This is a genomic window from Riemerella anatipestifer, from assembly GCF_035666175.1.
GTDB classification, from domain to species: Bacteria; Bacteroidota; Bacteroidia; order Flavobacteriales; family Weeksellaceae; genus Riemerella; species Riemerella anatipestifer_D.
Window position 1 is genome coordinate 1,626,199 of record NZ_CP142016.1, and the last position, 22,233, is coordinate 1,648,431.

23 protein-coding genes are annotated in these 22,233 nt (G+C 35.1%); 16 read left to right on the top strand and 7 right to left on the bottom strand.

What is annotated here, in order from left to right; genetic code table 11:
- The first annotated feature begins 33 nt into the window (after nucleotides 1-33).
- From VIX88_RS07970 to VIX88_RS07995, 6 genes are all read left to right on the top strand, one after another.
- Entirely contained in the window at nucleotides 34-888 is an 855-nt protein-coding gene (locus tag VIX88_RS07970; protein WP_064964599.1) for a hypothetical protein, read from the top strand.
- A gap of 4 nt (nucleotides 889-892) precedes the next feature.
- Nucleotides 893-1,567, top strand: coding sequence for a 16S rRNA (cytidine(1402)-2'-O)-methyltransferase (gene rsmI, locus VIX88_RS07975; protein ID WP_109475351.1), 675 nt, complete (start codon nucleotides 893-895; stop codon nucleotides 1,565-1,567).
- A gap of 47 nt (nucleotides 1,568-1,614) precedes the next feature.
- Nucleotides 1,615-2,358, top strand: a complete 744-nt coding sequence (gene fabG / locus VIX88_RS07980; protein WP_064969703.1) for a 3-oxoacyl-[acyl-carrier-protein] reductase — start codon at nucleotides 1,615-1,617, stop codon at nucleotides 2,356-2,358.
- 323 nt (nucleotides 2,359-2,681) lie between these two features.
- On the top strand, nucleotides 2,682-3,221 hold the full coding sequence (locus VIX88_RS07985) for a GLPGLI family protein (RefSeq protein WP_164857929.1): 540 nt from the start codon (nucleotides 2,682-2,684) through the stop codon (nucleotides 3,219-3,221).
- Nucleotides 3,222-3,392: 171 nt separating this feature from the next.
- Nucleotides 3,393-3,548, top strand: coding sequence for a hypothetical protein (locus tag VIX88_RS07990; protein ID WP_153926770.1), 156 nt, complete (start codon nucleotides 3,393-3,395; stop codon nucleotides 3,546-3,548).
- A gap of 52 nt (nucleotides 3,549-3,600) precedes the next feature.
- Nucleotides 3,601-3,864 carry a hypothetical protein gene (locus VIX88_RS07995; protein WP_237190254.1) on the top strand — a complete coding sequence of 88 codons (264 nt, stop codon included), beginning with the start codon at nucleotides 3,601-3,603 and terminating at the stop codon, nucleotides 3,862-3,864.
- Nucleotides 3,865-4,078: 214 nt separating this feature from the next.
- On the opposite strand, the gene rnr is transcribed toward VIX88_RS07995, so the two are convergent.
- The 3 genes from rnr to VIX88_RS08010 all read right to left on the bottom strand — a co-directional run bounded on the left by rnr (nucleotide 4,079) and on the right by VIX88_RS08010 (nucleotide 7,929).
- Nucleotides 4,079-6,244, bottom strand: a complete 2,166-nt coding sequence (gene rnr, locus VIX88_RS08000; RefSeq protein WP_064969701.1) for a ribonuclease R — start codon at nucleotides 6,242-6,244, stop codon at nucleotides 4,079-4,081.
- A 65-nt stretch (nucleotides 6,245-6,309) separates the two neighbouring features.
- Nucleotides 6,310-6,741: a ribose 5-phosphate isomerase B gene (gene rpiB / locus VIX88_RS08005; protein WP_004920632.1), complete on the bottom strand. Its 432-nt coding sequence runs from the start codon at nucleotides 6,739-6,741 to the stop codon at nucleotides 6,310-6,312.
- Nucleotides 6,742-6,825: 84 nt separating this feature from the next.
- Nucleotides 6,826-7,929: a glycosyltransferase gene (locus VIX88_RS08010; protein ID WP_064969699.1), complete on the bottom strand. Its 1,104-nt coding sequence runs from the start codon at nucleotides 7,927-7,929 to the stop codon at nucleotides 6,826-6,828.
- Nucleotides 7,930-8,283: 354 nt separating this feature from the next.
- Here VIX88_RS08010 and VIX88_RS08020 point away from each other — a divergent pair, with 354 nt between their 5' ends.
- The 5 genes from VIX88_RS08020 to VIX88_RS08040 all read left to right on the top strand — a co-directional run bounded on the left by VIX88_RS08020 (nucleotide 8,284) and on the right by VIX88_RS08040 (nucleotide 14,143).
- Entirely contained in the window at nucleotides 8,284-10,791 is a 2,508-nt protein-coding gene (locus tag VIX88_RS08020; protein WP_081276901.1) for an ATP-dependent Clp protease ATP-binding subunit, read from the top strand.
- Between the two features lie 71 nt (nucleotides 10,792-10,862).
- Nucleotides 10,863-11,828, top strand: coding sequence for a Gfo/Idh/MocA family protein (locus VIX88_RS08025; RefSeq protein WP_064969695.1), 966 nt, complete (start codon nucleotides 10,863-10,865; stop codon nucleotides 11,826-11,828).
- A gap of 21 nt (nucleotides 11,829-11,849) precedes the next feature.
- Entirely contained in the window at nucleotides 11,850-12,269 is a 420-nt protein-coding gene (locus tag VIX88_RS08030; protein ID WP_004920646.1) for a SufE family protein, read from the top strand.
- Between the two features lie 9 nt (nucleotides 12,270-12,278).
- Entirely contained in the window at nucleotides 12,279-13,241 is a 963-nt protein-coding gene (locus tag VIX88_RS08035) for a glycosyltransferase family 9 protein (RefSeq protein WP_222535073.1), read from the top strand.
- Nucleotides 13,241-14,143 carry a glycosyltransferase family 2 protein gene (locus tag VIX88_RS08040; RefSeq protein ID WP_064969694.1) on the top strand — a complete coding sequence of 301 codons (903 nt, stop codon included), beginning with the start codon at nucleotides 13,241-13,243 and terminating at the stop codon, nucleotides 14,141-14,143. The genes VIX88_RS08035 and VIX88_RS08040 overlap by 1 nt, the downstream gene beginning before the upstream one ends.
- Before the next feature lie 20 nt (nucleotides 14,144-14,163).
- Here VIX88_RS08040 and surE read toward each other — a convergent pair whose 3' ends face one another.
- Nucleotides 14,164-14,931, bottom strand: a complete 768-nt coding sequence (gene surE, locus VIX88_RS08045; protein ID WP_013447017.1) for a 5'/3'-nucleotidase SurE — start codon at nucleotides 14,929-14,931, stop codon at nucleotides 14,164-14,166.
- Between the two features lie 134 nt (nucleotides 14,932-15,065).
- On the opposite strand from surE, the gene VIX88_RS08050 reads away from it, so the two are divergent.
- Both VIX88_RS08050 and VIX88_RS08055 read left to right on the top strand, forming a co-directional pair.
- The gene (locus VIX88_RS08050) at nucleotides 15,066-17,186 is read left to right on the top strand and encodes a carboxy terminal-processing peptidase (protein WP_214193741.1); all 2,121 of its coding nucleotides are present in this window, start codon (nucleotides 15,066-15,068) and stop codon (nucleotides 17,184-17,186) included.
- Between the two features lie 76 nt (nucleotides 17,187-17,262).
- Entirely contained in the window at nucleotides 17,263-18,138 is an 876-nt protein-coding gene (locus VIX88_RS08055) for a mechanosensitive ion channel family protein (protein WP_064969690.1), read from the top strand.
- Nucleotides 18,139-18,149: 11 nt separating this feature from the next.
- On the opposite strand, the gene VIX88_RS08060 is transcribed toward VIX88_RS08055, so the two are convergent.
- From VIX88_RS08060 to VIX88_RS08070, 3 genes are read right to left on the bottom strand one after another with little or no spacing between them, the layout of a single operon-like run.
- A complete protein-coding gene (locus VIX88_RS08060; protein WP_064969725.1) occupies nucleotides 18,150-18,947 on the bottom strand; it encodes a GLPGLI family protein in 798 nt (265 codons plus the stop codon).
- A gap of 26 nt (nucleotides 18,948-18,973) precedes the next feature.
- Nucleotides 18,974-19,381 carry a thiol-disulfide oxidoreductase DCC family protein gene (locus VIX88_RS08065; protein ID WP_064969688.1) on the bottom strand — a complete coding sequence of 136 codons (408 nt, stop codon included), beginning with the start codon at nucleotides 19,379-19,381 and terminating at the stop codon, nucleotides 18,974-18,976.
- A 6-nt stretch (nucleotides 19,382-19,387) separates the two neighbouring features.
- Entirely contained in the window at nucleotides 19,388-19,876 is a 489-nt protein-coding gene (locus VIX88_RS08070; RefSeq protein ID WP_064969686.1) for a heme-binding domain-containing protein, read from the bottom strand.
- A gap of 104 nt (nucleotides 19,877-19,980) precedes the next feature.
- Between VIX88_RS08070 and aroQ the strand changes: the two genes are divergently transcribed.
- From aroQ to VIX88_RS08085, 3 genes are all read left to right on the top strand, one after another.
- Nucleotides 19,981-20,397 (top strand): type II 3-dehydroquinate dehydratase, encoded by a 417-nt coding sequence (gene aroQ, locus VIX88_RS08075; protein WP_004920670.1) that lies wholly within the window; start codon nucleotides 19,981-19,983, stop codon nucleotides 20,395-20,397.
- A gap of 100 nt (nucleotides 20,398-20,497) precedes the next feature.
- Nucleotides 20,498-21,772: a PSP1 domain-containing protein gene (locus VIX88_RS08080; protein WP_064969684.1), complete on the top strand. Its 1,275-nt coding sequence runs from the start codon at nucleotides 20,498-20,500 to the stop codon at nucleotides 21,770-21,772.
- Nucleotides 21,759-22,229: a gliding motility lipoprotein GldH gene (locus VIX88_RS08085; protein WP_064969682.1), complete on the top strand. Its 471-nt coding sequence runs from the start codon at nucleotides 21,759-21,761 to the stop codon at nucleotides 22,227-22,229. Before VIX88_RS08080 ends, VIX88_RS08085 begins: the two co-directional genes overlap by 14 nt.
- Nucleotides 22,230-22,233: the final 4 nt, after the last annotated feature.

Consider the following 22,233-nt stretch of genomic DNA (forward strand, 5'->3'; position numbering starts at 1 on the left):
CCAAAATTAAGGATTTTTTAATAACGAAACATTATGGTAAACTTCAATTATACGGAAGAAAAAGTGTGGGAAGAATGTAAAACCTTGTTAGATAATCTATCAGCGATAAATAATTCCGAAGATTTTTTAGAAAAAGAAAACTTAGTATCTTCTCTCTATGAGAATCTTATTTTTCTTAAAAAACTTAAAGATTATGAGATAGGATTAAGTTTAAATGAGGTTGATAAAATTGATGTTAATCAGGAAGAAAAAACTGTTTTTGAAGAGTTACCTGTTGTGATAGATGAAACTAATCATCATACAGAAGTAGAGGAGTTACACGAAGTAGAGTTAGAAATAGAAACGCCAGCCTCTACTGAAATCGTAGAAGAATTAAAATTTGAATTTGCTAATGCTAAGGAAGAAGAACTTGAAGTATTGGAATTAGAACCAATACAAGAAGAGCTAGTGGAAGATGTAGAGACACAAAGTGTAGAAGCACAGCAAGAGGAAAATCAAGAAACAGAAGAGGAAATATCCGAAGAGCAAGATAAAAAAATAAAGTTAGCACATATTAAAGGACTTTCGGTGCAGTCTCTATTTGATGAAGAAACTATTACAGAACCAAAACAAGAAACAGCGGTTCCAGAGGAGATAGAACCTTTGGCAACACCAAGCAAACCTAGACAAGATTTTAAACTTGATTTTAACGACCGATTGGCTTTCCTAAAGGTATTATTTGATAATAGCCAAGTAGATATGAATGAAGTTATCAAAAAATTGAATTCTTTTGATAATATAGAACAAGCTAGAGAATATCTGAGTGATGTTTACTACGAAAGAAATTGGGGTAAGGTAGATGAGTATGCTCAGAGATTGTGGGCATTGGTAGAGAATAAATTCTTGTAGTATTATGTCAGGTACTTTATATTTTGTTCCTACGCCTGTTGGGAATTTGGAGGATATGACTTTTAGGGCAATTAAAACACTCAAAGAGGTAGACTATATTCTCTGTGAAGATACCCGAACTTCGGGAGTGTTGCTGAAACATTACGAGATAGCCAAACCACTAAAATCCTATCATTTACACAACGAACATCAAGCGACCGATAAAGTTATACAAGATTTACAAAACGGAGTGAATATCGCTTTGATAACGGATGCGGGAACGCCAGGTATATCAGACCCAGGCTATCTTTTAGCAAAAGCCTGTGCTGATAACAATATAGAAATGATTTGTTTGCCTGGAGCAACGGCGTTTGTGCCTGCTTTGGTAGTGTGTGGTTTACCCAATAATGAGTTTGTATTCGCCGGTTTTCTTCCACCCAAAAAGGGAAGACAAACCAAACTCAAACAATTAGCAGAGGAAAAAAGAACAGTAGTATTGTACGAAAGTCCACATAAAATTAACACCACATTAGAACAGATTAAAACCTTTTTTGGGGAACATACTAGGGTAAGCCTCAGTAGAGAAATTTCCAAGAAATTTGAAGAGACCAAGAGAGGAAGTATAGACGAGCTGATAGATTTTTCTCAATCTAAAACTTTAAAGGGAGAAATTGTTTTAGTTATCAATAATAGCATTTAGAAAAATATCATTACTTTTGACTAGAGAACAAAAAATAAATTAGATATATGAGATTATTAGAAGGAAAAGTAGCCCTCATTACAGGAGCTACCAGAGGTATAGGGAAAGGCATTGCCGAGATTTTCGCAGCACAAGGAGCACAGGTAGCATTCACTTATGCGGGGTCTGTGGATAAGGCACAAGCGCTAGAGGCGGAACTTAATAAAACAACCAAAGCTAAGGCTTACCAAAGTGATGCTTCGGATTACGAAGGTTCTCAAAAGCTCGTAGAAGAAGTTTTAGCAGAGTTTGGTAAAATAGATATTTTGGTTAATAATGCAGGGATTACCAAAGACAACCTCATGTTGCGTATGTCTAAAGAAGATTGGGATACCATTATTAAGGTTAATTTAGACTCGGTTTTTAACCTAACCAAAGCCGTTATCAAACCAATGATGAAAGAAAGAGGAGGCTCTATCATCAATATGACTTCCGTGGTGGGTATCAAAGGAAATGCAGGTCAGGCGAATTATGCAGCCTCTAAAGCTGGGGTAATCGGTTTTACTAAATCTATTGCATTAGAGTTAGGCTCTAGAAATATCCGTTGCAACGCCATTGCTCCAGGTTTTATAGAAACCGAAATGACGGCAGCACTAGACGAAAAAACAGTACAAGGTTGGAGAGAAACCATTCCGTTAAAAAGAGGAGGTCAGCCAGAAGATGTAGCGAATGCGTGCGTATTTTTAGGTAGCGAGCTATCTAGCTATGTTACAGGTCAGGTGCTTAATGTAGATGGCGGAATGCTTACTTAGAAAGTTTTTTGTAAATAAATTTTTGGGCGTGCCCCTCTCCTTGGCTTTACCCTAGGCTAGGGTCGGTCTTCGGGCAGTCGCTATTTTACGATAAAGGTTCGGAGCAAAGCTCCGAACCTTTATCGTAAAATGAGCTCCCACAATGCCTTTCGCCCTCACGCAAAAAAAGTGAAATTATAGTTAATTAAATGTTATAATTATTATATTCGTAGATGAAATCTTTAGTTTATAAAGTATATTGCGTACATTATCAGTTAGATAATATATGAATATTTGAATATCAAGTAAAGAGGTATATCAACACATAAATTACTTTAATGATTATGAAAAATTTGATTTTAAAAACATTATTGTTAGTTCTATTCGGACATCATTATTTTTATGGACAGTCTTATAAAGTTATTTATGAGATGAAATGGAAACCTTCAAAAAATGCTTCAGAATATAAAAAAGAGTTAACGGCTTTAATTATCAACAACAAAGAATCCTCATTTTTTGAATCTTACGAAAAATTTAGAAAAGACTCTTTGAAAACAAAATACATTGTTGATTATGAAAAAAATGGTTCTAGGGGACCACTTAGAATTCCAAGTAGCAATACAGAGTCCATTTATAAGACTTTTATTATCAAAAATGTTTTAGAGAAGAAAATATCCGTAGAAGAAAGTTTCTTTGCAAAAACTTTCAAAATAGATTATTATAACTGTTTCCAAAAATGGGACATTACTAATAGTGAACCAAAAGTTATTTTAGGTTACGAAGTAAAAAAAGCAACAACAAATTTTGGTGGCAGAAAATGGACGGCTTGGTTTACTCCAGAAATTCCAATTCAAGATGGACCGTATAAATTTTATGGGTTATGAGGACTTATCCTTAAAATTTCTGATAATACGAATGAGTACAGTTTTGAAATAAAAGGAATTTCAAAAGAGGAGAACGATTTAAAATTCCGAAATTTTGGGAACGGAAAACCGATAGAAATATCGCCAAATCAATATCAAAAATTTTGGAAAGAATATCAAAAACAACCTTCTATGATTTTAGAAAATCTTAATACTGAAAAAACCACCTATGTCATTGATGGAAAAGATGTCAATAATAAGGAAGTCAAAGACGAATATAATAGAAAAGAAAGGGAGGCATTAAAGAATTTTGAAAATCCTATAGAGTTAACTCCTGAATGTAAATAAGTCTTTTTTCGGAGTTATTGGTTTGCAGTAATGGATTTTAATACTTTAGTTTATGAAGTTTATTATATTATTATTCACAATACTTAGTTGCACTTCGCCAAGTAAATTTGAGCAGTCGGTAATTGGAGAATATGCCTCGCCTAAGAATAGTTATTTCAATAAAGTGAGGTACGGCAGTTTTGTGCTAGACCTTAATCTCGAGCTGAAGCAAGACGGTACTTATATATTAACTTCGTGTGGTCAAATTACCGCAGGAAAATGGAGGCAAGAAGGAAATTTTATACTTTTAGAATTTTGGATAGAAAATTCATTATAGATATGCGAACCATAACGAAGCCTACGCCAAAGGAAAAATCTGTAATGATATAGAAAAATACGAAATCAAAGATTTTGGTTTGTACAAAGAGGAATTGGTAGGTAATAGACTAGCCAAGTTTGTATTACTTAACAAATAGCTGTACAAGAAAATCGGAATATATTTAAAATAAAAAGGGTTATCTTATTATTGGAGATAACCCTTTAGTATTAAATTAGTTTTTAACCTTTTCTATAATTTTAAAATCCAATTGTTTTTGGATGAGATTCGCTTTCATTACTTTAATTTTAACGGTGTCTCCTAATTGATAGCTGTTACCTGTTCTGCTACCATAGACGGCGTGGGTTTTGGCATCGTACTGATAAGAATCGTCCATTAAATCCCTTAGTTTTATTAAGCCTTCGGCACCATTTTCAGGAATTTGAACCCAGAAACCAAATTCAGCAACGCCAGAAATAACACCTGTAAACACTTCGCCAAGATGTTTCTCCATAAATTTAACTTGCATAAATTTAATAGAATCTCTTTCTGCATCTGCAGCTAGGCGTTCCATTGCAGAACAGTGTTTAGATTTTTCTTCGTATTCTGCCTTGTCGGGAGATTTGCCTTGGTCTAGATAGTGCTGTAGTAGTCGGTGAGCTATAAGGTCAGGGTAACGACGGATAGGAGAAGTAAAATGGGTATAATACTCAAATCCTAAACCATAGTGTCCTATCGGCTCGGTAGAATAAACTGCCTTACTCATAGAACGCATTGCGAGGGTTTCAATCATATTTTCTTCGCCTTTGCCTTTAACGGATTTTAAAAGTTCGTTCATACTTTCTGCCACCTTTTGAGAGTTGGCAAGGTTCATTTTATAACCAAAAGTGGCTACAAAATCCCTTAAAGCCTCTAGTTTGGTAGGGTTTGGGTCGTCGTGTACTCTATAAATAAAGGTTTTGCCAGTAGGGCTTCCTTTTTCGTTAAGAGAAATAAACTCGGATACTTTCCTATTGGCGAGGAGCATAAACTCTTCTATAAGATGATTGGAGTCCTTGCTTACCTTAAAATAAACGCCTAGAGGTTCGTTATTTTCATCTAGGTTAAATCTGACTTCACTTCGGTCAAAAGTAATAGCTCCTTTTCTAATACGCTCTTCTCTAAGGATTTTAGCGAGTCTGTCTAAGGTTAAAATTTCATCGGCTAAATCTCCTTTGCCTGTTTCTATGCGTTCTTGAGCTTCTTCGTAGGTAAACCTTCTGTTGGAGTGTATTACGGTGCGTCCAAACCATTGTTTCTTTATTTCTGCCTTATCATTGAGTTCAAACACAGCGGAGAAGGTGTATTTGTCCTCATTAGGACGAAGTGAGCAAACCTCATTACTAAGAACTTCAGGAAGCATAGGTACCACTCTATCTACCAAATAGACCGAAGTGGCTCTCTGATAGGCTTCTTGGTCTAGCAATGTGTTGGGAACAACATAATGGGACACATCGGCAATATGTACCCCAATTTCCCAATTTCCGTTTTCTAACTTTCTTATGGAAAGAGCATCGTCAAAATCTTTGGCATCTTTTGGGTCTATGGTAAAGGTACAAATACCTTTCATATCCCATCTTTTTTTAACCTCGTCGTCTCTTATCTCTCGGTCTATGGCATCTGCTTCTTTCTCTACTTCCTCTGGGAAAGCATAAGGAAGACCATATTCTGCTAATATAGAATGTATCTCAGTCTCATGGCTACCAGGAGTTCCTAATACCTTAACGATTTCTCCGTGCGGATTCTTTTCGGTAGGGTTCCATTCTACCATTTTTACCACTACTTTATCGCCGTCTTTAGCTCCATTGATTTTGTTTCGTGGTACAAAAATATCTGTGTTGATTTGCTTTTTATCACAAACTACGAATCCAAAATCTTTATGTTTTATAAATTCAAAAGTACCTACAAACTCCTCACGGTTTCTCTCTAGAACTTCTATTACAGAGCCTTCTAGCTTTTTTGATTTGAAATGATAGGTTACAATAAGAACTTTGTCTCCTTGTAAGGCATCTTTTACATTTTTAGAATGAATGAAAATATCCTCCTCTAAGCCTTCTACTCTTACATACGCATTGCCAGAGTGGTTAAAATCTATAATTCCCGTTAGGGTATCTTTTATTTTAAGGTCGATAATATATTTACCTTTTTCTACTTCTTTTATTCTTTCGTCCGCTAATAGTTTATGTAAAGCTTGTATAACTTGCTCTCTTTGGCGAGGGTTTTTGTAGTCTATACCATCAGCAATCTGCTTATAATTGTATATTTTAGCGGATTGTTTATTCATAAAACTAAGGATTTGTCTTCCTAAATCCTTTAGTTTTCCCTCATTTTTTTTTGATATGTATTTTTTTTTCTTTGCCATTTTGATATGTATTTTTTATGATTAAGAATTTGTTAGAGGGGTGTGACGGTAAATTTTGTTAAATTTTAGCAGAACGCTATTTTGGACACTCTATTTTGGTGTCTTCCTCCTTCAAACTCAGTATTTAAAAATGTTTTGATGATTTCTAGTGCCAGTTCTTTTGAAATAAAACGAGCAGGAACGGCTACCATATTGCAATTGTTATGTTGTCTAGCTAAGGCTCCAAGCTCTGGCATCCAACACAACGCACATCTAATGCCTTGGTGTTTGTTAGCGGTAAGCTGTACACCTTGCCCACTACCACAAATGAGTATGCCCATTTCATTTTCACCGTTTTCTACAGAACTCGCTGCAGGATGTACAAAATCTGGATAATCTACGGAGTCAGCAGAATTTGTGCCAAAGTCGGTAATTTGGTATTCGTTGGCTAATTCTTTTTTTATAAATTCTTTGTATTCAAACCCAGCGTGGTCACAAGCGATAGCAATTTTTTTCATTTTTAAATTAAATTTTCATTAGACTATTTCACAAAAATAGTATTTAAAAATGAAAACTTATGACTTTATATCGTACAAATGTTTTTATATAATGTTTGATTCTGCAATTACTTGATGATAAAGCGTAAGGATTTTCTCCTCGTCCTTTTCCCAGCATAGAGCTTCGGCGGCTTTTTCTAGTTCAGATTGGTAGTGCAATCGTCCCTTTTCTAGCACACGGGTTATGGCATCAGCGAGTGCTTTTGGGTTGTGAGAATCTACTATTTCTCCCACTTTAAAATCGTTATAAACCCTCTTCATTTCAGGGAAGTTTATCATCACGAGCGGGACTCTACTCTGTATATAATCTGCCACTTTGTTCGGTAGAGAGTAGAGGTAACTTACACCGCCGTTTTCTTCAATGCTAAGACCAACATCTGCCGTTTGAGTAAGTTTTCTTAGCTCCGTAGGATGTAGCTTTCCTAAGAACGAAACTTTATGATTGAGATTTAATTTTTCAACCAATGCTTCGTATTCCTTTCTTTTGGGGCCGTCTCCTGCGATTTTAAAAATCACATTATCAATGTAGATTAAAGCTTGTATAGCTTTGTCTATGCCTCTGGATTGGTTGATGGCTCCTTGGTATAAAATTACTTTTGGAGTGTTTTGAGGTATGGTAATAGGTGTAGTGATTTTTCTAGGGATATTTCTCACTACAACAGGATTTACGGGATAGCGTTCTCTAAACCATTGGGCGTAGCTTTCGCTTTCCGTCATCATATATTTGATTTTAGGAAGCGAATATCGTTCTACCATTTGCCAAATTTTTTGAGTCCATCTTCCTTTAATGGCTGGCATTTCGGTGAAGATTTCGTGACTATCAAAAATAAGAGGAACACCTAATTTTTTGGAAACCCAAAGGTTGGGGAGTATTGCATCTATATCGTTAGCATGTAAGATGGTATTTTTGTCCGCTTTTTTTAGTAATTCGGTATAAAGCTTTTTATTAAACTCAAGGTATGCTCCACGGAGATTTTTCGATTTGATGTGTATTCTGCTAAAAGGATAAGGGCGCTCCATTGCTCCATTTCCTCCCCAATCGTTTCCAATGAGTTCTATTTGATAACCGTTGTCATAGAGAGTTTGGCAAACTTTTTCTATCCTCTGGTCTGTATATAAATTGCTGAAAGCTGATACAATTACTTTCATTGCTTTTTGGCTAAGAAAAGATAATATACCTGAACTACAGAAATAAGAATATTGGTGATAATTACAGGTAGACTGTCTATCAAGAAACCATAAGCTACAAATAGTAGGCAGCCAATTAGGTTGACCAATCTTATCTTGTTAATTTCTTTTAGCAAAAAACTGATAGCAACAAATGCAGATGCTAAGTAGCCAATATATTCAGGGTTCATAGTTTAAATTTTCGCAAAACTAAGAAAAATATGCCATAAAGTCATTTTTTATCTTTGGTAAAGTATTTGTAACTTTGGACAAGTCTAAATAAACATTTTGACAAATGTATCAAAGAGTTTGTTTAGAAATCAATGACGAACAATTATGATGAGTAATAAATTTTCGGGAGGATTGGATAAAGTCCTCAAAGCGAGTGCTAAAGAAGCAAAAAGATTAGAAAGTGAATTTCTTAATACCGAACACCTTCTTTTAGGGATTATTAAAACCGATAATTCTGCGAGGGAAATATTACAGAATTTACAGGTAGATTTAACCCAAATAAGACGAAAGATAGAGGCTTTAAACTCTTTAAGTTCTAATGTTTTTCCACCGAAAGAAATGGAGGTAATTCCATTTACTAAAATGGCAGATTATGCACTTAAAAGAGCTGATTTAGAAAGTAAAAGTTATCGTTCAGAACATATCAATACAGTTCATTTACTATTGGGTATTCTTTACAAAATGGAAGACCCTACAACTCAAATTCTAGAAAGTTATGATGTAGACTATGAAGCGGTTACTAAAGAATATCGCACGATGTTAGAGCAGAACGGAATTTTGCCTAAAATGAGTAGTGATTATGACGATAGTAATGAGGAAAGAGAAAGCTTTGGGCAGCCTAATAAACCAAGTAGCAATATCGGAACTGCAAAAAGTAAAACTCCGACCTTGGATAATTTCGGTAGAGATTTAACGGCTTTGGCTAAGGAAGGAAGGTTAGACCCAGTAATTGGTAGGGAAAAAGAGATAGAACGAGTATCACAAATTCTGTCCAGAAGAAAGAAAAATAATCCACTCCTTATTGGAGAGCCAGGTGTGGGGAAATCTGCTATTGCAGAGGGTTTGGCATTAAGGATACATCAGAAAAGAGTTTCTCGTGTATTGTACAACAGGCGTGTAATCACTTTAGATTTAGCTAGTTTGGTAGCAGGGACTAAGTACAGAGGTCAGTTTGAGGAAAGAATGAAAGCAATTATGACAGAACTTGAAAAAAATAGAGATGTCATTTTGTTCATAGACGAGTTGCATACTATTGTAGGAGCGGGAGGTTCTACAGGAAGCTTAGATGCGTCTAATATGTTCAAACCTGCTTTGGCAAGGGGAGAAATACAATGCATTGGAGCTACTACTTTAGATGAGTACAGACAGCATATAGAGAAAGATGGTGCTTTGGAGAGACGTTTCCAAAAAGTAATGGTAGAGCCGACTTCCATAGAAGAAACCATTCAGATTTTGTATCAAATTAAAGATAAGTACGAAGAACATCACAATGTAATTTATACAGATGACGCTATCAAGGCTTGTGTTAATCTTACCTCTAGATATATCACAGATAGATTTTTACCAGACAAAGCCATAGATGCTATGGACGAAGCGGGTTCTAGGGTTTACATTAAAAATATGAAAGTCCCTACCGAACTTGTAGATTTTGAAGCCAAAATAGAAGAAGTTAAAGAGCTTAAACAAAAAGCGGTTAAGGCTCAAGACTACCTAGAAGCGAGAAGGCTTAAAGATGAAGAAGAGCGTTTACAAATAGAGCTTAATTTGGTTCAGGAAGAATGGGATAGAAATGTAAAAGAGATGAAAGAAACGGTTACGGAGGAGAATGTCGCAGAAGTAGTATCAATGATGAGTGGTGTTCCTGTAACTAAAGTAGGCAAAAACGAACTTGATAAACTTGCCGAAATGGATAAAAACCTTAATGGTAAGGTAATTGGTCAAGAGGAAGCCGTTAAAAAAGTAGTGAAATCTATCCAAAGAAACAGAACAGGACTAAAAGACCCTAACCGCCCTATTGGTACTTTTATTTTCCTAGGAACTACAGGAGTTGGTAAAACAGAGTTAGCTAAAGTGATGGCTAAGGAATTATTCAACTCCGAAGATGCACTCATAAGAATAGATATGAGCGAATATATGGAGAAGTTTGCGGTGTCTAGACTCGTGGGAGCGCCTCCAGGATATGTAGGTTACGAGGAAGGCGGACAACTTACAGAAGCTGTTAGAAGAAAGCCTTATTCGGTAGTGCTTTTAGATGAGATAGAAAAAGCTCACTCTGATGTATTTAACCTATTGTTGCAGATTTTAGATGAAGGTTTCGTAACGGATAGTTTGGGTAGAAAAATAGACTTTAGGAATACGATTGTTATTTTGACCTCTAACATTGGTACTCGCCAACTGAAAGACTTTGGTGATGGCGTAGGTTTCGGAACTTCAGCAAAAAAATCTAGTACCGATGCCCACGCAAGAAGTACGATAGAGTCGGCTCTTAAAAAGGCATTTGCTCCAGAGTTTTTAAATAGAATAGATGATATTATTATTTTCAACGCTTTAGAGAAAGAAGATATTAAGAAAATTATAGATTTAGAACTTAATAAACTTTACCAAAGATTAAGCAAACTAGGTTATACTGTAAGTCTTACAGAGGAAGCCAAGGACTTTATTGCTGAGAAAGGTTGGGATAAAGACTTCGGTGCTAGACCACTGAAAAGAGCGGTGCAAAAGTATATAGAAGATTTACTAGCCGAACTTTTGGTAACCAAACAATTAAGTGAAGGCGAAAGTGTAGTCTTAAAACTAAATGAAGCTAAAGACGCTTTAGAAAAACAAAATTAAATAATTGATGTAGGTTAAGTCCACTAAATCTCGTATTTAGTGGATTTTACTTTTTTAATTTAAATGGAGCTATGATAAATATTGCAATTCTTGGGTTGGGGTTTATGGGGAAAAAATACCTCGCTGCTATTGAGGAAATTGATGAGGTACAAATTTCTGCAATCATAGATGATTCAGCGATTGAAAACATAGATGATATACCTTACTTTAAATCTTTAGATGATTTTTTACATTCAGAAATTAAGGTGGATTTAGTGGTAATATCAACTCCCAATTATCTGCATTTTTCTCAAGCAAAAACATTGTTAGAACACGGGTATCATATTTTAATAGAGAAACCATTTTGCCTAAAGGGCTCTGAGATGGAAACCTTAATTAAAATTGCTCAAGAAAAGCAACTGAAAATATTTTTTTCTACTCCAAATAGGTTTTCTCCTGCTTTGGCGTGGCTGAAAAAGATTCAGTCCGAAAATATTCTAGGACAACCGTATCTTGTCCAAGTTAATTGTTTTTGGAATAGAGACCAAAGATACTACACGCCAAAATCGTGGAAGGGTAGAAAAGAGTTAGATGGAGGCACTTTATATACTCAGTTTTTTCATTTTTTAGACTTAATACTCTTTACCTTCGGAAAGGCAGAACTACTGTCTAGTTATATGGATACCTTTAGAAATCGCTCTTTGATAGAGATAGAAGATACTGGGGTACTCACTCTAAAGTTGGCAACGGGAGGTTTAGTTAATTTTAATTTCACTACGGCGGTTTGGGATAAAAATATGGAAACCTCTATGAATATCATTGCTGAAAATGGGAGTGTTAAAATTTCTGGGCAGTACTTTGATGAAGTAAGTGTTTGTAATCTTAAAAACTATAAATTTAGTTTAAATGAAATTGCTGATAATGAATATTCTAATTTGCAGTTGAATTTAAAGTATGCATTAAAAAAACTTTCCGATATAGAATGCGACTTGGAAGAAATGGTTTATCATCAGAATTTGATTTCTTTGGTGGAGAACATCTATAGAAACTCAAAATAAAAAACTTCTTATCTTTGTGATATGACTATAAAAGAAAAACAACAAGAACTGATAGACGAGTTTGCTTTCTTAGACGATTGGGAGCAAAAATACGAGTATATTATAGATTTAGGCAAAGAGCTTAAAGGGCTTTCTGTGGATAAAAAGCAGGAAGAAAATTTGATAAAAGGTTGTCAGTCCAAAGTATGGTTAGATGCGTCTTTCAAAGAAGGAAAGGTATCTTTTGAGGCAGACTCAGACGGTATTTTGCCTAAAGGGATTATAGCAATGTTGCTTTCTGTGTATAGCGAGCATTCTCCTCAAGAGATTCTAGATTCCGATTTTGAATTTATTTCAGAGATAGGACTTCAGGAGTTTCTGTCTCCTTCTCGTGCCAATGGTTTAGCCTCGATGATAAAACAAATTAAATTCTATGCTTTGGCATTCCAAGCCAAGGCCTAATAAAAAGAGATGACGATACTAGCTTACCGTTTTTCTGCCTTTGGAGATGTGGCGATGATAGTGCCTGTGCTCAGAGAATTTTTGGAGCAAAATCCTCATGTGGAGGTAATTATGGTCTCTCGTAAAAACTTCGGTGATTTATTTAACGGAATTGATAGGCTTAGATTTCACGGAGCAGATTTAGAAGAATATAAAGGTTTTTGGGGGTTAAATAAGCTTCACAAAGAGCTGTTGAGTATTTACAAAATAGATGTTGTTGCTGATTTACATGATGTTATTAGGTCTAAAATTTTGAACCGACTATTTAGGCTAAAAGGAGTTCCTGTATTCAAGATAGATAAAGGTAAGGAACAGAAGAAAAAACTTACAGATATTTGGAATTTAGACAAACGACAACTTAAATTAACCACAGAACATTACACAGATGTTTTTAGAGCTATAGGATTTGAGGTTAAATTATCTCATCAGTATCGTGCTCAAGTAGTTGATAAAAAGGGGATTGGTTTTGCTCCATTCGCACAGCATCAAGGGAAAATGCTTCCGTTAGAAAAATCCTTTGAGCTAGCAAAAATGATAGCAAAACAAAAGCCACTTTTTTTATTCGGAGGAGGAGCGAAGGAAGTGGCGATTTTGAGCCAATGGGAAAAGGAAATTCCAAATACAAAAAGCGTTGCAGGACAACTTTCATTAAAGGAAGAATTAGAGAAAATTGCAGGGTTAGAAGTGATGATTTCTATGGATTCTGCTAATATGCACTTAGCAAGTTTGGTGGGGACTCGTTGCATTTCGGTGTGGGCAGCTACGCATCCTTTTGCGGGTTTTTTAGGGTATGGTCAAAAGGAAGAAGATGTTGTTCAGGAGGAAGACCTTACTTGTCGACCTTGTTCAGTTTTTGGAGATAAAGCCTGTTATAGAGGTGATTGGGCTTGTTTACAAGAAATAGATGTACAAAAAATTGTAGATAAAATTTAATGATATCTATCTGTATTCCTATCTACAATACCGAAGTTGCCACGCTAGTAACCGCTTTGAAATCCGAAATAGAAACGAACGATCTAAATGCAGAAATCGTTTTAATAGATGATGCCTCTGATAAGTATTATCAAGGCTTAAATAAACCGCTGGAAACTGTTGTGGATACAACGGTTTGGCTTCCTAAAAATGTGGGAAGAGCTAGAATAAGAAATTTGTTTTTGAAGTATGCTAAAGGTCAATATCTATTATTTTTAGATAGTGATGGCGAAATTATATCTAACCAATTCATTCAGAATTATCAAAAATTCATTACTGAAAATAAAGATGCAAAAGTCGTTTATGGAGGAAGGTGTATTCAAAAAGAAGAGCCTTCAGTAGAGAGATATTTGAGATGGAAGTTCGCTAATGAAAGAGAAAATTTACCTTTATTTCAACGAGAAAAAAATAAACATTTGTCTTTTCAGACCAATAATTTCCTTATAGAAAGAGAGACTTTTTCACAATGTTTGTTTGATGAACAACTTACAGGCTATGGCTATGAAGATTTAGTTTTTGCGAAAGATTTAAAGGATAAAGGCATAGATGTTTTCCATATAAATAATCCTATCCTAAATATTGATTTAGAAACTAATGAAGTTTATTTAAAAAAAGTGGAAGACTCTATAAACAACCTTTGTTTTTTATTGAAAAATTCTCCTAAAAAAGTAGAAGATATTAAACTTGTCAAAGCGTACTATATGGTAAAGAAACTAAAATTGAGTTTTGTTTTATCAAGGCTTTTTTCATCTTTTGGAAAAGAGTTTATACGAGAAAAATTGCTCGGTGGAAAGGTTAGCCTTAGATACTTAGATATGTATAAACTAGGGTTATTGTTAGAAAAAACAAATCCCTCCGTTTAAGAAGGGATTATTTATGAAGTTTAGGAGTTTAGTATCTCTTTTAGGCTTTCCAAATGCTCATAAGCAGTAAGGTCAAATTTCACAGGAACTACAGAAATATAGCCTTCGGCTAGAGCATTTTCGTCTGCTTCTTTGCTCGTGTCCATGTTGTTGAAATAGCCAGTAAGCCAATAATATTTTTTACCGTGCGGATTTACTCTTTCATCAAAACTTTCTTCCCATTTTGCATGGGCTTGTTTACAAACTTTAATCCCTTTTATATCCTCCTTTTTCAGATTGGGTATGTTTACATTTAGTACCATACCTTTAGGCATAGGATTTTCTAAGGATTTTTTAACGATGGTTTGGATAAACTCTTTAGCTTGAGAAAAATCGGCCTCCCAACTGAAATCTAAAAGTGAAAACCCAATAGCAGGAAGTCCCTCCACACCAGCCTCTACAGCAGCAGACATAGTCCCCGAATATATTACATTGATGGAAGAATTAGCTCCGTGATTGATGCCAGAAACCACAATATCAGGTTTGCGGGTAAGGATCTTATCCAATGCGAATTTTACGCAGTCCACAGGAGTACCGCTAAGGGCATAGTCTTTCTGTGGTCCTTCCATGGAAATTTCTTCGTAGGTAAGGGTAGAGTTGATGGTAATGGCGTGTCCTTTTCCAGATTGAGGAGAGTTAGGTGCTACCACAACTACATCTCCAATTTCGTTCATAAAAGAAACGAGGTTGCGTATGCCAGGAGCGGTAATTCCGTCATCATTGGTAACCAATATAAGAGGCTTTTTCATAATTTGAAACAAATTTTCACAAAAATAACCAAAAAAAATAGAGCAATAAAAAATAAGTATTAAATTTGGCATTCCTATTGCGTTTCAGTAGCGGAAAAAGGATTGTTTTAATTATTAAAATAAAGTATAGTTTTATGTTTAAAAAAATAAAAATTAATACACTATTATTATTTGTTCCACTTACCACTTTAATATTTTGCTTTAACTCACCTAAGAATGATGATGAGAAAATGCAGACTATTATGATGAGTGTTCGTAATACACTGTCTTATTTGCATTATAGCCCAAAGCCTATCAATGATGCGTATTCGCAAGATGTTTATAATAAATATTTTGAAAAGATAGACCCATTTAAGCGTTACTTCTTGAAGTCTGATATGCAAGAGTTTGAAAAACATAAAACTAAGCTAGACGACTATCTTAACCAAGGAGATTTAACTTTTTATAAACTTACTACCGACCGTCTTTATCAGCGTATGGAGGAGCTAGATGGGATTACTCAAGAAATTTTTAGTAAGCCTATTGACCTAAATGAAAATGAGGTGTTAGTTTTAGAACCAAAAGATAAAGAATCTCCAGTTGATAAGGCAGACTTAACCAAAGAGTGGAAGAGGTATATTAAATACAATATTCTACAAGAAATGGAAGTGATGAGCAATAGAGAGGAGCGAAGAAAAAAACTCAAAGACTCCCTTATTGCTAATAAATTGAAAGATACTGTAACACTTAAAATTCTTTCTCCAGAAGAGAAAAAAATAAAAGCGACTGAAGAGATTAAAGACTTGATGTCTAATATGTTCAAGAGATTCCAAAAGAGAAAGAAAATGGATTGGTTCTCTGTTTATATGAACGCTTATACAGAAGTTTTTGACCCGCATACTAACTATTATTCTCCTAAGGATAAAGAAGATTTTGATATGCAGTTTAAAGGTTCATTTATAGGGATAGGGGCAGTAATACAAGAGAAAAAAGGAGGAATATTCCTTGGAGCTCTTACCGTGGGTGCTCCTGCTTGGAAGTCTAAACAACTTACAGAAGGCGATAAACTTATTAAAGTAAAACCTTCTCCTAAAGAGGAAGCTATTAGTGTTAATGGTATGTTGGTGGACGAGGTAGTAAGATACATAAGAGGTAAAAAAGATACTCCTGTTACGCTTACTGTAATGAAGAAAGACGGAACGATAAAAGATGTTACTCTTATTAGAGATGAGGTACAGATAGAAGACACATTTGCTAGAAGTTTGGTTATCAATACGGCTAAAGGCGAGAAAGTAGGTTATATTTATCTGCCGAGCTTTAATGCTGATTTTGGCGATGCTAAGGGAAGAAATGCTTCTGATGATGTAAAAGCCGAAATTACAAAACTTAAAAAAGAGGGTGTTACTCGTCTTGTTTTAGACTTGAGAAATAACGGTGGTGGCTCTCTTTCTGAGGTGGTAGATATGATGGGATTGTTTATGAACAATGGTCCTGTGGTACAAATAAAAGACGGAAACGGTAAGATAGAAGTCTATAAAAATAAAACAAATGCTCCTGTGTGGGACGGCCCTTTGTTAATTATGCAAAACGAACTGTCAGCCTCGGCATCTGAGATTTTAGCGGGAGCGATGAAGGCTTATGGTAGAGCAGTTATCTTTGGTTCGCCTAGTTCTTACGGAAAAGGGACGGTGCAAACTTTTGTAGATTTGAATAGATTTTTAAATACTTCTGACGATTTCGGAGCGTTGAAACTTACTATACAAAAGTTTTATGGTATAGACGGAGCATCTAATCAGCGTAAGGGGATTACTTCGGATATTAGTCTTAAGGACTTCTTCTCTTATGCAGAAGTAGGAGAGCGTTATCAGGACTATGCTTTAGCTTGGGATAAAATTGGAAGTACAGACTTTAAACCACTTAACCAGCTTAATATAGCAGCTTTAGTTAAACGAAGCCAAGAGAGAATGGCTAATAATGGCACTTATCAGCTTTTACAAGAGTCTGCTCAATGGAAGGAGAGTTTGGATAAAGAGAAATCCATCACTATCAATCAGACTAAGTTTAATGATTTGATGAAGAAAAGAAAACAGGAAATAGAGCGTTTTAAAGTATTAGATAAGTATAATAACGGGCTTAAATTCACTCTTCACAAAGAAGAACAAATGAGAGGGAAAACAGATACTACTTTTGCTCATAAAAGCGATATTTGGCTCAAAGGTTTAAAGAAAGACCTCTTCTTACAAGAAGGTGTTAATGTAGTTTTAGATATAAAGTAGAATAATTTAATTGATTTTTTAATGAGGGAGTATAGTAAATTTTACTCCCTTATATTTTGTTGAAAGTACTAATTATATGCACGAGAATGTAAATCAAATTACAGATGATGTAAATCTTACGCTGAAACAAATCTTAGAATACCAAATTTTTTCCATCGGTAAATACAGTTTAAGTGTCTATCAGATAGTGGTGGCTCTTATCATTTTTATCATAGGTGCTCTGTTGGCTCGTATGATTAAAGTGCTTATTTATAGAACAGATAGATTAGATTTAGGGAAAAAATTTGCATTTTCTCAGATACTAAAATATACGGTATTTATCGTTACATTTTTTATTGCAATGAAATCACTAGGTATCAATATTTCTCCTTTGCTAGTAGGGTCTGGAGCTATATTGGTAGGGATAGGTCTTGGGCTTCAAAATTTGGTTTTAGACTTTATTTCTGGGGTGATTATACTTGTGGATAGAACAATAAAAGTAGGTGATGTAATCGAAATAGATAATATAGTAGGTAGAGTGGAACAGATACATATGAGAACTACTTCTATTATTACGAGAGACAATAAAAATATGATTTTTCCTAATTCGGTACTTACGAAAGAAAAGCTAATAAACTTCTCTCATGCAGATGAAATTGTAAGATTTGATGTTGATATTAGGGTACATTATACTGCAAATGTAGACTTGGCAACAGAACTACTCATTCAGTCTGCTATGGAAAATAGTTCTGTGCTGAAAGGAGAGTCTAATAAACCATTTGTTAGGCTAGAGCACTTTGGAGAAAGTTCGTTAGAATTAAAGTTGTTTTATTTTTCTACTCAATTATTTAGAGCTCCACAAACCAAAAACGAAATAAGGAGGCTTATTTTAGCCAAGTTTAGAGATAATGGTATTAGAGTTCCGTATCCTATTAGAACAGTGGAATTTCCGGTGGAAGAGCTGAAAAAATAAAAGAGCTAGTCTTAGTCTAGCTCTATAGGATTATTATTTTTTGTGTTATTTTCTTTTTGTCTTTCTTCCATTCTTTTTCTTGTGTTGGCATCCATTTCAATCCTTATTGGTCCGCCACTTCTGTTAATGAACGATAGAGGGGCTTCTTTAAACCTTTGTTCTATTTTTTGATAATCTTTCTTTTTAACCTCTATCGGTGCTGAACGGTAGGAGAAAGAGGTAGGAGCTGCTATCTTCTTACTTTCCTTAAGGTCAAAGCTATAATCTCCCTTGGTATCTTCTACCTTCACAATAAGACCAGGAAGACCAAAAAATTTGTAAGGTCCGTCGGGCATTGGGATTTCTGTGGTAAACCAAGCGATCCAAGTCCTGCCACCGTAGGTGGTTTTTGCCTTTTGGGTTTCATAATTACCTATTTTAGTGGTCTCGGGTAAAATTTCCCAAGTAGTAGGGTTGTTTTCTGTATAGCTGTAAGTATCGGCAGCAATACGGTTCTTAAAGGTGATGTTTTGGGAGGTATAATTTTTTTCTATGGAAAAATTGACGGCGGTGCGGTAGTTATCCATAGCTCCTCTATCAAAATTGAAATTTCTAGTTTCTCTCATTCTAGAAAATAGCGAATCTCTCTGCATTCTTTTTTCGGAATAGAAGATAGATTTATGGGCATCTACATCTAGAAATACGGTTTCTGTCTTAGTTTGTGTTCTATTGGTAGAATCTGGCTTGAAACTCATTTCGTAAACAAAACGAGTGGCTTGTGCTACTAAAGCTTGAGTTGCTAGAGCTAGAATTAAAAAGTAAAATCTCATAATGTGTAATTGTGATTTAAGTTGTGCTATTTGATGAATTTCTTTTGTTCCTCTTCGGAAAGTAATAAACAATGTTTACCTGCAATATTCATTCTGTTTTTGGCAACGAGGTCATACATTTTATTCCTGATGAATGTAGGAACTACTTTGCCAATATTTAACAGACTAAACTGACCACTTAAAACACTACCTATTTTAATAACGGCATCAGACTTAGTAAGGTAAAACGCATTGGGTTTCCAAAGGTAAAGTGTTGAAAAGTTAGAGGTAGGTAGATTTCTGTCCTTTAAAAAGCTTTGTCCAAAAGAAGATTGCAGTGCGACAAACCGAAAGTTATCATTTTTGTCATTCTTGAGTACCCATTGTACCCATCGGTTACAGACACCACAATCTCCGTCGTAAAAAAGGTAATATTTAGAAAAATCTAAATTCATGTAGATTTAATCTTCGTCTTCATCTCCATCTGTTGTAGCGCCAGAAGTTTGAGAGTTATCACCAATAGATTGCTTTAGGAAGCTTACTAGCTCTTTCTTTTGGCTATCAGATAGTTTTGCTTCAGAATGTGCTAATAGGTAAGATTCTAGTGGCATACCTCCTTTCTCTATTTCTTCTATAGACTCTTCTATTTTTTTTGTTTGCTTTTCAGGGCTATAAGTGGCAAATGTAGAGAAGTTAAGGTGCTTTCTACCGTCATCTATATGCTCTTTTACAAACCAAGCCACAGGTTGTACATTGGTGTACCAAGGGTACTTGGTTTCGTTGGAATGGCAGTCATAGCAAGCACTTTTAAGGATATTTGCGGTAGATTCTGGCATTTTTTTAATTTGTACAAAATCCATTCCTTTGTCTACGGGCGGATTAGTTTTATCTATTTGAAAGAATTGGAGAATTACTCCAGCGGCTAATAAAGCCAACGCTACTTTTTTCATTTTATAAGTTTTATAAGTTGAGGAAGTAAAGTTATAAAAAATATGCCGTAAAATGATTTTTATGAAAACTTTTTGTAAGTTTATCCCCGATAATTAGAATGATGATGAAAATATTGATTATTAACGGAGCGAATCTTAACCTTTTAGGGACTAGAGAACCAGAAATTTACGGTAATATTTCTATGGAGGAAGTTTTAGAAAATCTAAAAGATAAATTTTCAGCATACGGAGTGGATTATTTTCAGTCTAACCTAGAGGGAGAAATCATCAATAGAATTCAGAATGAAGACTATGATGCTTTGGTGATTAACCCTGGGGCATTCACGCACTACTCTTATGCTATTGCCGATGCACTTAAAAATCTTAAGAAACCTAAAGTGGAAATACATATTAGTAATATTTATAAAAGAGAGGAGTTTAGACAGAAGTCTGTTACAGCAGCTTATACAGACGGTATTCTATCAGGTTTTGGTATTAAAGGTTACCAGTTAGCTGTAGCTGCAGTCGTAGATTTGATGTAACTTACTTTAGTATTTTACCAAAAATATAGTAGGCTATTAGCTGAAATAGTGCTATGAAATAAATTTATATTAAATTTGCAAGAATTAAAAAATGTAAATTATGAGTTGTGGATGTGGAGCATCTGGAAACTCTACTCATACTTGTGGGACAAAATCAGCCTCGGGGTGTGCTAGTGTAGACACCTGTGGTAATAGTTATAAATTAAGTGTTTTTGATTGGCTTTCAAATATAAAGCCACCAGCACCTTCCCAAAATGAATTTGTAGAGGTAAGATTTAAAAACGAAAGGAAATGTTTTTTTAGGAATGTTCATAACCTTCCGCTTAGTATAGGGAGTGTGGTAACGGTAGAGGCAAATCCGGGACACGATGTAGGGGTGGTAAGCCTTACAGGGGAGCTAGTAAAAATACAAATGAAAAAAAAGAAGACTAGCCCTGAAGAGTGCCTTAAAATATACAGAATATCCAATCAGAAGGATATAGATGTGTGGCAATCCACTAGAAATAAAGAAGAAGAGGTTAAACTAGAGGCTCGCAAAATAGCAAGAAATCTTAGGTTGCAGATGAAAATTTCTGATGTGGAATTCCAAGGTGACGGTACCAAAGCCACTTTTTACTATACTGCTGAAGGCAGAGTAGATTTTAGACAGCTGATTAAGGAGTACGCCACAATGTTTCGTACTAAGATAGATATGAAGCAGATAGGCTACCGTCAAGAAGCGTCTAAAGTTGGAGGAATAGGCTCGTGTGGGAGAGAGCTTTGCTGTTCTACTTGGCTTACCGATTTTCGTTCGGTTAATACCAATGCAGCTCGTTATCAGCAGTTAAGCATCAATCCCCAAAAGTTGGCAGGGCAATGCGGTAAGCTTAAATGTTGTCTCAACTTTGAACTAGATAGCTATCTAGATGCCTTAGATGCGTTCCCTTCCACTAATACCACTATCAATACCGAGAAAGGTAAAGCGTTTTGCATTAAGATAGATGTTTTCAAAAAGAAAATGTGGTTTGCTTATGTAGAAAACTCTATGATGTGGTACGATTTAGATGTAGATGAAGTTAAAAGGCTTATCAAGCAGAATAATGAAGGTAGAAAAGCAGAACCCTTAGAAGATTTAAAGAGTCAAAATCTTCCCAAAGAAGTGCGCAATGTAGATCTTATTCAGGAAGATAGCATAGATAGATTTGAGAAGAAAGATAACGCTAGACGAAAAAATAGAAAACGAAATAATGAGGGTGGTAAACCTCAGAACAATAATAGAAGCCCTCAAAATAATTCAAATAAAGAGGAGGGAGGCAACGGAGCTAAGAAACCTCGCCCAAAACATAAAAATAAAAGAAAACCCAACCCAAGAAATACGGATAATGACAAAGGTTAATGTTTTTTGGATTATGTTAGTATTGTTCTCTTCGGCTTCTTGCTCGTCGTTTGGAGATGAAGAGGTTAAGATGAATGACCTTAACGGAGTGTGGCATAAAAATAATCCACAAAAATTTGAGTTTGAAATAAAAGATGCTCAGAATCCTAAAAATATTATCTTTGTTATACGAAATAATAATGATTATCCTTTTAGTAACCTCTACCTCATTAGTAAGATAAGTAAAGGGAATAAGGTTTTAGGGAAGATAGACACTCTAAACTATGTGTTAGCAATGCCAAATGGAGAGTGGATAGGCAGTGGTTTTGGTTCTACAAAGGAAACATTATTTCAATATAAGGTTAATTATAAATTTCCTGAAAATGGAGTCTATAACATAGAGCTTAAACAAGCGATGAGAAAAGATACTTTAAAGGGAATAGAAGATATAGGGGTAACAATCCAATCACTAAAATAGAATT